The 12,503-nt window shown below is 68.0% G+C and carries 11 protein-coding genes; 3 read left to right on the plus strand and 8 right to left on the minus strand.

Annotated features, from left to right (window positions below; translation table 11 throughout):
* Positions 1-36: 36 nt before the first annotated feature.
* Together E0E30_RS10540 and E0E30_RS10545 are read right to left on the minus strand one after the other, a co-directional pair.
* Positions 37-936, minus strand: a complete 900-nt coding sequence (locus E0E30_RS10540) for a TIGR01777 family oxidoreductase (RefSeq protein ID WP_130866235.1) — start codon at positions 934-936, stop codon at positions 37-39.
* 95 nt (positions 937-1,031) lie between these two features.
* Positions 1,032-2,630, minus strand: a complete 1,599-nt coding sequence (locus tag E0E30_RS10545; RefSeq protein WP_411914003.1) for a DHA2 family efflux MFS transporter permease subunit — start codon at positions 2,628-2,630, stop codon at positions 1,032-1,034.
* Here E0E30_RS10545 and E0E30_RS10550 point away from each other — a divergent pair.
* Positions 2,629-3,657, plus strand: a complete 1,029-nt coding sequence (locus E0E30_RS10550; protein ID WP_130866237.1) for a DUF2891 family protein — start codon at positions 2,629-2,631, stop codon at positions 3,655-3,657. The two genes, E0E30_RS10545 and E0E30_RS10550, sit on opposite strands and share 2 nt — an antisense overlap.
* Before the next feature lie 17 nt (positions 3,658-3,674).
* Here E0E30_RS10550 and E0E30_RS10555 read toward each other — a convergent pair whose 3' ends face one another.
* Together E0E30_RS10555 and E0E30_RS10560 are read right to left on the minus strand one after the other, a co-directional pair.
* Entirely contained in the window at positions 3,675-4,262 is a 588-nt protein-coding gene (locus E0E30_RS10555; protein WP_167853930.1) for a hypothetical protein, read from the minus strand.
* Entirely contained in the window at positions 4,259-5,491 is a 1,233-nt protein-coding gene (locus E0E30_RS10560; RefSeq protein WP_130866239.1) for an XRE family transcriptional regulator, read from the minus strand. The genes E0E30_RS10555 and E0E30_RS10560 overlap by 4 nt, the downstream gene beginning before the upstream one ends.
* Between E0E30_RS10560 and E0E30_RS10565 the strand changes: the two genes are divergently transcribed.
* Positions 5,471-5,902, plus strand: a complete 432-nt coding sequence (locus E0E30_RS10565) for an iron chaperone (RefSeq protein ID WP_130866240.1) — start codon at positions 5,471-5,473, stop codon at positions 5,900-5,902. The genes E0E30_RS10560 and E0E30_RS10565 overlap by 21 nt on opposite strands.
* On the opposite strand, the gene E0E30_RS10570 is transcribed toward E0E30_RS10565, so the two are convergent.
* From E0E30_RS10570 to E0E30_RS10580, 3 genes are all read right to left on the minus strand, one after another.
* On the minus strand, positions 5,866-6,717 hold the full coding sequence (locus E0E30_RS10570) for a protein NO VEIN domain-containing protein (RefSeq protein ID WP_130866241.1): 852 nt from the start codon (positions 6,715-6,717) through the stop codon (positions 5,866-5,868). The genes E0E30_RS10565 and E0E30_RS10570 overlap by 37 nt on opposite strands.
* A gap of 365 nt (positions 6,718-7,082) precedes the next feature.
* Positions 7,083-9,608 carry an ATP-dependent Clp protease ATP-binding subunit gene (locus tag E0E30_RS10575; RefSeq protein ID WP_130866242.1) on the minus strand — a complete coding sequence of 842 codons (2,526 nt, stop codon included), beginning with the start codon at positions 9,606-9,608 and terminating at the stop codon, positions 7,083-7,085.
* Positions 9,609-9,907: 299 nt separating this feature from the next.
* A complete protein-coding gene (locus E0E30_RS10580) occupies positions 9,908-10,225 on the minus strand; it encodes a histone-like nucleoid-structuring protein Lsr2 (protein ID WP_130866243.1) in 318 nt (105 codons plus the stop codon).
* A gap of 460 nt (positions 10,226-10,685) precedes the next feature.
* Between E0E30_RS10580 and E0E30_RS10585 the strand changes: the two genes are divergently transcribed.
* Positions 10,686-11,708: an NADH-quinone oxidoreductase subunit D-related protein gene (locus E0E30_RS10585; protein WP_130866244.1), complete on the plus strand. Its 1,023-nt coding sequence runs from the start codon at positions 10,686-10,688 to the stop codon at positions 11,706-11,708.
* Between the two features lie 91 nt (positions 11,709-11,799).
* Here E0E30_RS10585 and E0E30_RS10590 read toward each other — a convergent pair whose 3' ends face one another.
* Complete coding sequence (locus E0E30_RS10590; RefSeq protein WP_130866245.1) at positions 11,800-12,468, minus strand: cell division topological specificity factor MinE; 669 nt, start codon at positions 12,466-12,468, stop codon at positions 11,800-11,802.
* Positions 12,469-12,503 lie beyond the last annotated feature (35 nt).

Genomic DNA, 12,503 nt, shown 5'->3' on the forward strand with positions numbered 1-12,503 from the left:
AGGAGGTGTCGGTCGTGTCGTCGTCGGGTGTCTGCGTCATGACCGGCCTGCCAGTGCCGTCGCGATGGCGGACTCGATGGTGGCGTCCTGGAACTGGAAACCGGTGCGCGACAGCACGTTTCCGCGCACCCGCTGGCCCGACAGCAGGGCCTCGTCGACGAGTTGGCCGCCGAAGGCGGCCTTGGCCAGCAGGGTCGGCAGGGGCACCAGGTGAGGGCGGTGCAGAGCGCGGGCGTAGGCGTCGATGAACTGCTCGTTGGTCACGGGATTCGGCGCGACGAGGTTGACCGGGCCGCTGACGGTGGCGTCCTCCAGGCAGGTGATCATGGCGTTGACGTGGTCGCGCAGGCTGATCCACGACAGGTACTGGGACCCCGATCCCATCCGTCCGCCGAGCCCGGCGAGCACGAGGGGACGCTGCTTGGCGAGGAAGCCGCCGTGGGGCGAGATGACCTGACCGGTGCGCAGCATGACGACACGCACCCCCTTCGGGACCTCGGTGGCGACCTTCTCCCACCGTTGGCAGACCTCGGCGAGGAATCCCTCCCCGGCAGGTGTCGTCTCGTCGACCCATTCGTCCCCGCGCGGGCCGTAGTAGCCGACCGCCGATCCGTTGAGGAAGACCTTGCAGCGATCCGAGGTGGCCAGGGCGCGGGTGACGACGCGGGTGGTGTCGATCCGGGAGCTGAGGATGAGGGTCTTGCGTTGTTCGGTCCAGCGTGCCCCTGCGATGGGCGCACCGGCAAGGTTGATGACGGCGTCGACGTCGTCGAGGAAGGGCGGCGCGATGGTGAGGGTGTCGAGGTCCCAGCGTCGATCGGACGGTTGCAGCGGTTCGTGGCGGGTGAGGGTGACCAGTTCGTGGCCCCGGGCGCGCAGCTGCCGTACCAGGGTGCTGCCCAGCAGTCCCGCGAATCCTCCGATGGCGATCCTCATGGGTCAATCCTAGGCAGCGGGTGTGACAGGACGGTTTCGACGACGCGGCGCGACGGCGTACCGTCCCCGGACACCGGTGCCCGCCCGCGGCGGTCTCATCGCCGGAAGTTCCGGAAGCACAGGGCAGCGATCATGGCGACGACGCAGGCCAGGGCCGGCACGAGCATCGACTGGGCCAGACCTCGGGCCAGGTCGTGGGTCGCGGCGATCCGGGCGTCCATGGCGGCCGCGATGAGCGCCGACCCGATGACCGACCCGACCTGCCGCGTCGCGTTGTAGACCCCGGATCCGGCCCCGGCCTCGGAAGGTCCCAGATCGTGGGTGCAGGTGAGCGAGATCGGGCTCCACATGAACGCCGCCCCCAGGCCGGTGAGCGCGGCGACGACGCAGAACACCCACAGCGGCGTCGTGTGGTTCATGAGGAGCACCCAGCAGAACGCCGACGCGGCGGTGAGCCCGACACCGACGGCGGCCATCCGGCCCGACCGCTGACGTTGGAGGATCCGTCCACCCAGCGGCGAGAGGGAACCGGAGAAGATCGCCGTGGGCACGAGGACCAGGGCGGCCATCGTCGGGGAGAGCCCGCGCACCTGCTGCAGGTAGACCGCCGTCGTCAGGCTCATCGCCGTCACCTGGAGCCCGACGAAGAAGATGGCGACGTTCGCCAGCGAGAAGTTGCGGTTGGCGAAGAGGTGCAGTGGGACGAGGGGCTGGGTGCGGCGGCCCGCCATGCGCGCCTGGGTCCAGATGAAGACACCGAAGAGCACCAGACCGACGCCGATGAGCAGCGGCACCGAGATGACGCCGATGATGGTGCCCCAGTCGTAGCTCTCGCCCTCCTGGATGCCGAAGACGAGAGCGGACATGCCGATCCCCGACAGGACGACGCCGACCCAGTCGAGGCTGCTGGAGTGCTGCTCGAGGTTCGGGACCGCCTTCCAGCACCGCCACAGGCCGATGACGCCGACCGGGACGTTGACGAAGAAGATCCACTCCCAGCCGAAACCGTCGACGAGCAGGCCGCCGAGGATCGGTCCGACGAACCCGGCGACCCCTGCGGTCGCTCCCCACAGGCCCATCGCGGCGCCGCGTCGCTGGGCCGGGAAGAGACGGGTGATGACGGTCATGGACTGCGGGCTCATGAGGGCGGCGCCGATTCCCTGCACGGCGCGGAAGGCGATGAGCGCGCCGATCGACGTCGACAGGCCGCAGGCCAGGGAGGCCAGGGTGAAGATGACCATGCCGACGAGGTAGACGTTGCGCGGCCCGAAGCGGTCGCCGAGGCGTCCGGAGATGAGCAGGGGGGCGGCATAGGTGAGCAGGTAGGACGACGTCACCCAGACCCCGCCGTTGAGGTCGGTGTGCAGGTGCCGGATGATCGCCGGCAGGGCCGTCGTGACGATGGTCGAGTCGACGAGGATCATGAAGAACCCGATGAGCAACGCCCACAGTGCCGCCCAGGCCTGTTTCTCGGTGGCCGGGCTCTCGTGGTCGGGGTGGGCGGTGACGTGGTTCCGGTCCTGTGACACGTGGTCCCCTCTCGGAATGAAGACGTGGCGCGAGGTGGCGAGCCGTCGACCTGGCTCGCGACGTGGCGCGGTGAGTCTACGCCGCGGTGGTGGACGGTCGACCCTCGTCGGCTCCGGGGCAGGCGGGAGGATGGTGGTCGTGGATGGGATGGCAGGAGGACACATGGCAGCGACGGCGGACTGGATCGACCGGTGGGCCGACGCGTGGGGTCGCGTCGTCGTCCGGGGGTTGCGGACGCCGTACCCGTGGAACGCCTCGCACCTGTCGATGGGGCCGGACGACGTCGACGTCACCCCGGAACGGCTGCATCCGGCCTTCCATGGATGCCTGGACTGGCACTCCTCGGCGCACATGCAATGGTCGGCGGTGACGCTGCTCGACGAGGCCGGGGCCGGCCTGGGGTCGCGGACCGAGGCGGACCTGGCGGCCGAGCTCGACGGGCGACTTCGCACCGGTGCGATCGCCGTGGAGTGCGAGTACTTGGCCCGTCGACGCGGGTTCGAGCGTCCGTACGGGTGGGGCTGGGCGGCGCTGCTGGCGGCCCGGTGCGCGTCCTCCGCGCACCCCCATGCACCGGTCTGGGCGCAGGCCACCGCACCCCTGGCCGGCCGCATCTTCACCAACGTGCTCGACTGGCTGCCGCGTCAGGTCTACCCGGTGAGGTCGGGCAAGCACGACAACTCGGCCTTCGGCCTGGGGCTGTGCCTCGACGCGGCGCGGGTGCTCGGCCGTGACGACGTCGTCGCGGCGATCGGGGAGCGTGCGATGGAGTGGTTCGGGGCCGACCGGGACTGCCCGGTCGTCTGGGAGCCCGGCGGCTCCGACTTCCTCTCACCAGCCCTGTGCGAGGCCCACCTCATGCAGCGGGTGCTGGGGCCCCGGTTCGACGGCTGGCTCGGTGGATTCCTCCCGGAGTTGGGGTACGACGGGGATCCGCTGTTGACGGTGCCGCAGGTGCTCGACGACGCCGACGGCCAGTTCGTCCATCTCTTCGGGCTGGCTCTGTCACGGGCCTGGCAACTGCGGGCGCTGGCGCGGGGAGAGGCCACGGGTCTGGACGACGCCGCCCGGGAGCGGATCGAGAAGGCGGCGTCGACCCAGATCGAGGCGGTGGAACGGCAGATCGTCGACGGGGACTTCATGTCGACCCACTGGCTCGTGTCGTTCGCGCTCCAAGCGGTGCGGGCCTGACTTCGGCTCCCCGGTCGTCAGGAGAACTCGACGAGCTTCGCCCGACCGATGTACGGCCTGCCTGCGTCGATGATCGCCTTCTGTACGGCTGACGCATCGGCGGACGTAAAGGATCGAACTCGCTTGACAAGGGACTGCACGAGATCCTCCGAGGTGACGGCAACCGGGACTCGCCCGGCCATGAAGCTCGCCTGTGCCGTGCCGGGGACGCAGGCGTACCTGCAGAACCGCACGACTTGGCGGTCTTCGGTGAGGAACAGAAGGACACCGTCCCGCGGCGCACGGTCGGCCCAGATCGTCAGGGTCGTGCATTCACCCATGTCCTTGAGGATGGCCTGCGCCGTCGAGGCACCGATGGCGGACTGGAAGAACTGAACGCGCATTGCTCGGGCCGAGACAGCCTGCGCCGGCGTCGCCTTGACCGACGTGCCGAAGACGGCCCGGAGGCGGGTGCAATCGAGGTGTTGATTCTCGCATTCCACCTCGACGTCGTATGCCCAGGACCGCTCCAAGCCCTCGCAGAACATCTCGACGAGATCGAGCCGTCCGATCGTGTCGAACGATCGAACCAGCGATGTGTCCGGCAGGACGATCCGCGGGGTCACAGTCCCAGATCGGAGAGGTCGGGAAACTCCGTGCCGGCGGGCACGGGCGGCGCCGCAAGGTCATCAATGGGCGTCGAGGTCATGATCGACAGGGTGTCAGGCGGGATGACTCCGTCCCGGACGAGCTCCTCATGGCGACGCACCAGCCAGTCGGGAAACCGCTGCGCAGCGAAGGCCTGGCTGCGTCGCTGAGCCCAGTCGGGGTGGTTCTCTCGCCACAGCTCGTTGATCCGCGGTTGGGGCGGGACCTGTATGCCGGTCTTCTTCAATAGATGACACCGAACGTCGAGGGCCGCTCCGCCGACGAGGTGGTCCCAGCAGAACTGAGCGATGGCAGACTCGGCCACATCTTGTTCGAGTGCCAGGACGTCCTCCTTGGGCATGAGGACGTCGGCGGCGAATCCGTTGGCGACGACTTCGGCGTCGAGGTGCAGCGGGGCCGTCTCATCGGTACGGACCTCGTCGTGGCCGAAGAGAAGGTGGGCCAGCTCGTGGAAGATCCCAAACATCGCCGAATACCAAGCGGCAGTGGTGTGGACGATGACGACCCGATGGCCCCGGATGACCATCGAGTAGGTCTGGACCCGCGAAGCGAAGGGGAACTGCAAGACCACCAGGTCGACCCCGAACGTGGCCAGGAACCCGGCAACGTCGGCGACCGGATCGGTGACCTCATGGCACCAGTCAACCCAATGCTGCACCACCTTCTCGACGCAGTGCCGAACGTCCTCCCAATGCGGGTTGGCGCTGGCGGCCACAGCGGCAGCGCCAGTGAAGCCGTCGGATACGGGGACGTCCGCGAGGAGCCAGGCCCGCTCGACCACATCGAGGTCGGCGCGGCTGGCGGTGTCGGGCGCGGTCCGAGACCCGTCAAACGGGTCATACCGGTGCCGGAAAACGGTGCGCGTGGCCGTCCGGTCGACACGCCCATCGATGAGCCACCCGAGATCGACGTCGAGTACGTGGCTGATGGCGTTCGCCTCTCCCACTGTGAATTGCCGCACCCCGGTGATCGACTTGCTCAACTTGTCCTTGGACATGCCGATTCGCTCGGCGAGGTCCTGCTGGCCCATCGACCTCCTGCCGAGCATTGTTCGCACACGTGCGCCCATGTCGCTCATGGCTACCAGTCTAGACATGGTTGCGAACTTCGCAACTGGAGATTGCAAGAGGGTGAATTGCCCGAACCCTCGGACTAGCCTCGATCCATGAGCGCTGTCGACGACCACTTGGCGACGTGCCGACCGGCCGAGCGGGCCCTGCTCGAGCACTACAGCGAGCTGGCCCGAGGACGGCTCGAGGCGAAGGGCTGCGAGGTCCGGGAGGTCGTGAGCTACCGGATGCCCGCGCTGGCCGTCGGGGACGGCGCGAAACAGGTGGTGTGCAGCTTCCTGCAGAACGCGAGGTTCTGCTCCTGGTACCCCTTCAGTGGCAGCGTCATCACCGCCTTGGCAGACGACCTGGCCGGCTTCGAGACGACGAAGGGGTCGATCCACTTCAGCGTCGACCACCCGCTTCCCGACGACCTCGTCATCAAGCTGGTCGACACCCGCATGGCCGAGATCGAACCGGACAGGCGGGTGTGGAAGGTCGCGTCACCCTCCTATGCGTGCACGGACGCTTTGGGCAGCGCCTCGTAATCGAGGGGAACAAGGTCGCACGTTGTCTCAATGGCGCCGGGAAGCTGGTAAATCCCGATCTTCTCGGCGGTGAACTGGTACACCCGCGCCAAGACGTAGGTGTCTGCAAGCTCCTTTGAGACCCGTACCTCGTTTCGACTGACGATCATCGGCCAGTCGATGTCGCGTCGTGTCGTCTTGACCTCTATGTGTCGCACGTGCTCGTTGAGATCGAAGGACACGATGTCATACCCCAACCCGTCGCCCCGGGTCTGACTCACATGATCGACGCGCTCGGCGAGATCTGGTCGTCCACCAGCGCGCAGGATGGTGCGCTCCCGGTCAAGGACCGCCAGCTCGCCAGCGCGTCCCAGCGATGAGTTGGCGGCCTCCATGGCGACATAGTCGGTGTGGATTCCGCCACCACGGTGGGCCCGACCTTCATAGTCGACGAGAACCTTGTCAGGCATCTTGGTATCGATCCACGCCAGATCGATGCGGTCGGCCGCGGCGGACGACACGGACATCTGCATCATCGCCAACACCTCGGGATGCGCACCAAGGTGGGTCTCGACGGCTGTCACCAGCGAATGCTGCCTGTTGCCGCGCGGCTTGTAGCCGGTGACATAGAGGCAATGGAGGTCGCGCAGCACCGAGCTGATGTTGGCGAACTTCATCTCGTAGGCGCCCTCGCTACGCCCGTACTGCGCCACCAACCTCCTGCGCCGTTCAGCCTTGACATACGGCTGATGGGCGAGTTCTTGAGTGAGCATGTCAAAGTACGCGGCAACAGTTGCTGCGTTCTCCTCATCCGACCACGCCTCGCCGCTTGCCATGCGCGCCAGGATAGCCAGCCAGCGCCACTCGTCGGTGGGAACTGCGGCATATCGCGGGCAAGACGGACCCTTCCGCCGACCGACCGCCACGATTCCCCGCGCAACTCGCTGAACTCCACCCACAGCGGCGGTCGTGACACTTGCGCGGGGAATCGTGGCGGTGGGGTCAAGACACGTGACGCCAGGAGCGGTCCATAGGGGCACCGGACGCGGCCGGCGGAGGAACCCCGCCGCCCTCACGACTTGGGGCGTCCCCGCCCAGAGCTCCCCGACCACTCCGCCGACCCCACGGACACCGACGAGCCGCGCACCGACAGCACGCGGCCCCGCCTCCTGCAGGAGGCGGGGCCGCGGCGGCGTGTGGCTCAGGACTCGGACGGCCCCTCACCGCCGGCGGCGAGCTCGGCGGGCACCTCGTCCGGCAGCACCGACCGCTCCGTGCCGGTGAAGGTGAACGGCTCGTCGGCCCCCTCCGGGGCGACGTCGACCACGACGATCTGGCCGGGCTTGATCTCGCCGAAGAGGATGCGCTCGGCGAGCGGATCCTCGACATCGCGCTGGATGGCTCGGCGCAGCGGCCGAGCACCCAGCAGCGGGTCGAAGCCACGCTTGGCCAGCAGCTCCTTGGCCGCCTGGGTCACCTCGATGCCCATCGAGCGGTCCGCCAGGCGTCCCTCGAGCTGGCCGACCATGAGGTCGACGATCCGCAGGATGTCGCTCTGGGTGAGCTGGTGGAAGACGATGATCTCGTCGAGGCGGTTGAGGAACTCCGGCCGGAAGTGGGTCTTGAGCTCCTCGCTCACCTTGGCCTTCATCTTGTCGTACGAGGTCGTCTCGTCACCGGCCTGGGAGAAGCCCAGGTTGACGGTCTTGGAGATGTCCCGCGACCCCAGGTTCGTCGTCATGACGATGACGGTGTTCTTGAAGTCGACGACCCGACCCTGGGCGTCGGTGAGACGCCCCTCGTCGAGGATCTGCAACAGCGAGTTGAAGATGTCCGGGTGGGCCTTCTCGATCTCGTCGAAGAGGATGACCGAGAACGGCTTGCGGCGCACCTTCTCGGTGAGCTGACCGCCCTCCTCGTAGCCCACGAATCCTGGCGGGGAGCCGAACATCCGCGAGGCGGTGTGCTTCTCGGAGTACTCCGACATGTCGAGGGTGATGAGGGCGTCCTCGTCACCGAAGAGGAACTCGGTGAGGGCCTTGGTGAGCTCGGTCTTGCCCACGCCGGAGGGGCCGGCGAAGATGAACGACCCCGACGGACGCTTGGGATCCTTGAGCCCGGCGCGAGTACGGCGGATCGACCGGCACAGGGCCTTGACGGCGTCCTCCTGGCCGACGTACCGCTTGCCGATCTCCTCCTCCATGTGGAGCAGCCGCTGGGACTCCTCCTCGGTGAGCTTGAACACCGGGATGCCCGTGGCGCCCGAGAGCACCTCGGCGATCTCCTCCTCGCCGACGACCGCCGGCACGGACTCGTCACCGGCCTTCCACTCCTGCTCCTTGGCCTCCCGGGCGGCGATGAGCTTCTTCTCGTCGTCACGAAGGCCGGCGGCACGCTCGAAGTCCTGGGCGTCGATGGCCGCCTCCTTCTCGGTGCGCACGGCGGCCAGACGGTCGTCGAACTCCCGCAGGTCCGGCGGAGCGGTCATCCGACGGATGCGCATCCGGGCGCCGGCCTCGTCGATGAGATCGATGGCCTTGTCGGGCAGGAAGCGGTCCTGGACGTAACGGGACGCGAGGTTCGCCGCGGCGCTGATGGCCTCGTCGGTGATGGTGATCTTGTGGTGGTTCTCGTAGCGGTCACGCAGCCCCTTGAGGATCTCGATCGTCAGGGGGATCGACGGCTCGGCCACCTGGATCGGCTGGAACCGACGCTCGAGGGCGGCGTCCTTCTCGATGTACTTGCGGTACTCGTCGAGGGTCGTCGCACCGACGGTCTGCAGTTCCCCCCGGGCGAGCATGGGCTTGAGGATGCTCGCGGCGTCGATGGCACCCTCGGCGGCACCGGCACCGACGAGGTTGTGCAGCTCGTCGATGAACAGGATGATGTCGCCGCGGGTCTTGATCTCCTTGAGCACCTTCTTCATGCGCTCCTCGAAGTCGCCGCGGTAGCGCGAGCCGGCCACCATCGACCCCAGGTCGAGGGAGTAGATCTGCTTGTCACGCAGGGTCTCCGGTACGTCGCCGCGGACGATCGCCTGGGCCAGGCCCTCGACGCAGGCGGACTTGCCGACGCCGGGCTCACCGATGAGGACCGGATTGTTCTTGGTCCGGCGGCTCAGCACCACCATGACCCGCTCGATCTCCTTCTCACGCCCGATGACCGGGTCGAGCTTGCCCTCGCGGGCGGCCTGGGTGAGGTTGCGTCCGAACTGGTCGAGGACGGTCGCCGGCGACTGCGACGGCCCGGCTTCCGGTGCCCCCGCCGTGGCGGCCTGCTTCTCGTCACCCTGGTAACCCTGGAGCAACTGGAGGACGGTGTTGCGCACCGTGTTGAGGTCGGCCCCCAACCGGATGAGCACCTGGGCGGCGACGCCCTCCCCCTCCCGGATGAGCCCGAGCAGGATGTGCTCGGTGCCGATGTAGGAGTGGTTCATCTGGAGGGCCTCACGCAGGCTCAGCTCCAGCACCTTCTTGGCGCGCGGGGTGAAGGGGATGTGGCCGGTGGGCGTCGAGGTGCCCTTGCCGATGATCTCCTCCACCTGGGCGCGGACCGCCTCGAGCGAGATACCGAGGGACTCCAGGGCCTTGGCGGCCACTCCCTCCCCCTCGCTGACGAGACCCAGCAGCAGGTGCTCGGTGCCGATGTAGTTGTGGTTCAGGGCCTTGGCCTCGTCCTGGGCCAGGACGACGACCCGACGTGCCCGGTCTGTGAACCGTTCGAACATGAAGTCTCCTTGCAATGGGACCGGGTACCCCGAGGCCGAGATACCCCTGTCGTTGACAGTCTAGTAACGGGGTGGGACGGTCCCGACTTCCCGCCGTTCGCCGGACGCGGACCCCTGTTGGCGCCAACAGTCGGGGCGAGACGCCGTGGCGCGGGCACCCGGCACGACTCATGCGCGCACAGCACGAGTCCACCAGAGCGTGCGCAGCACGAGTCCACCAGAGCGTGCGCAGCACGACGCCCGGTCCACCGGACCGGGCGTCAGCCATGAATCATGCGGCCGATGAGCCGCCGAGCCGCTCAGTGAGCGCGGTCGTAGGCCTCGCGGACCTCGTTCGAGACACGGCCCCGGTCGGAGACCTCCAGGCCGTTGTCCCGGGCCCAGCGACGGATCTCGTTGGCGGTCGGGCCACCGGTCGGGCGGTGCCCTCGGGTACGACGTCCCCCGGTGCGGCGGGCGGCGCCCACCCACTTGGCCAGGTCCTCGCGCAGCTGGGCGGCATTTGCCGAGGAAAGATCGATGATGTAGCTCACACCATCAAGGGCGAAGTTCACGGACTCCTCGGCAGTGGTTCCATCGAGATCATCGACAAGGTCCACGCGAACACGCTGTGCCATGGCGTTCCTTCCAGTTCAAAGTCATTGTTCCCGGATGTCCGGGATCGATGTCACCACGATATGGCCAGCAACTGGGCCATTTCAAGTGAAAGGATGACTTTTCGTTCGATCACCCCTCACGGGAGCCAATGCGCGCACGCAAGATGCGCGAACGCCCATGATGCGGCAGGCTTGGAACGTGGAATCCCATCAGCCCAAAGGCCACGATCCGGCACCACGGGAGTATTCCCCTGAGGACGTCGTCATCGAGATCGGGGCGCTCGGGGGCTCACCGGGCATCGCCACCCCGGACACGGGCGCGGCGGACACGGCCCCGGACACCGCGGGAGCGAACACGGATGCCACGAGCGCGAACACGGATCCCACGGGCGCTACCGTGCGGCCGTGGTCGTCGTCGCCCACGATCCTCCGGCTCGACCTCGGACCCGACCACCCCACTCGCCCGGGCCTGGTGAGAATCATGACGAAGGTGGAGGGTGGACGAATCTCCCGGGCACGGGTCGAGATCGGCCACCTGCACCGTGGCGTCGAGAAACTCTTCGAGGTCCGTGATCATCGCCAGATTCCGGTGCTCGCGTCACGTCACGACTGGCAGGCGCCATTCGTGGGTGAGGTCGGGTCGTGTGTCGTCATCGAACGTGCTGCCGGTATTGAGGTTCCGGCACGTGCCGCATGGCTGCGAACAGCACTGTTCGAGCTCACGCGGATCATGAGCCATCTCTCATTTCTCGCCTGGGTGCCTCATCGAGCCGATGATTCCGAGCTGTCGGCGGCGACACATCGGAGCCTCGAATCCGTGCACGAGCTGTGGCGACGATACTCGGGAAACCGGGTACATCCCATGGTGTCGCGGGTCGGCGGACTGGCCGTCGACCTCGACGCCGAGGTCGAGGTGCGGTGGCGATCCTGGCTCGACGAGGCCTGTGAGCTGGCCGGTCGCCTCACCGACACCCTGGCCGACCCCGCCCTCCGCGGGACCGCCTCCGTGGGTGTCATCGAGGCGGCCCTCGTCGACCCCCTCGGCCTGTCCGGCCCGGTCGCCCGCGCCAGCGGGATCGACCTCGACCTGCGTCGTCACCCCGGACACCTGGCCCACGACGCCGTCGACGTGCCGACCGTCCAGGCACCGACGACCGGGGACGCCCGGGCCCGTCTGACCTGGTTGGCCCGGGAGATCCCGGCGTCGGCGTCGATCTGCCGGCAGGTGCTCGACGGGCTGCCGAGCGGACCGATCCAGACCCGGCTGCCGGCCACCCTCAAGATCCCGGTGGGGACGACGTGGTCGACCCTCGAGGCCCCGTGGGGACGCGCCGACGTCGTCCTCGTCTCGCGGGGTGGCACGACGCCGTGGCGACTGGCACTGCGCACCCCGACCTTCGCCGACGTCCAGGCCCTCGAGCACGTGCTCGTCGGCGCGCACCTCGAGGACGTCGAACCGATCATCGCCTCCCTGGGATGGACCCTCGGCGACCTCGACAAGTAGCCGTGCCCGGCGCGAGGTCGTCGACCGGCACCTCACGGACATGACGAAGCCCCCGGCGCGGACTCCGGGGGCTTGCGGGTGACGACGTGGCTCAGGCCTTGCGGCGCTCCGGTGCGGCGTCGATGACGGGGAAGGCGACCCGGGACAGATCGACGATCGTCGTGTCATTGCCCTTGGCCCAGATCTCCTCGGCCGACGGCACGGTCTCCGAGCCGGTCCGCGTCAGCGACACCAGTCGGCCCTCCCTGGCCTCGGACAGCACCGACTGGAGCTCGGTCTCGAGCTCGGCGATGCGCGCCTCGAGTTCGTTGACCTTCTTGTTGCCGGCGGACACCTTGTACTGGAGGGCGGCCTTGTCCCCGCGCAGGGTCGACAGCTCGTTCTCGGCGCGGTCGAGCTTGGCACGGGTCTGCGTCAGGGTCTTGGAGATCGCCCCGACACGCTGGGCGAAGGTGTCGATCATGTCCATCGACTCCTCGTGATGGCGACGCTCGGCGTCGGCGGCGTCACGACGCATCCGGCGCATCTCGGCGAAGTGAGCGGTGCGAACGGCCTCGACCTCCCGCCAGGCCATGATGACCGACACCCAGGCGGCAGCCAGCGCGACGACCACACCGGCACGAACCGCCCAGACCGACGGCAGCACGGCGCACACGACCGCCACCACCGACGCGGCGATGAGGAGGATCAGCACTCCCCGACGCTCATTCGACGACTTCTCGACCCGCTTGCCCTTCTGCACACCACTCACGCGGCACATCCTACAGGGCCGGAAGGGCCCCGTACAGCCTCGAA

The organism is Acidipropionibacterium timonense (assembly GCF_900605005.1).
GTDB lineage: Bacteria > Actinomycetota > Actinomycetes > Propionibacteriales > Propionibacteriaceae > Cutibacterium > Cutibacterium timonense.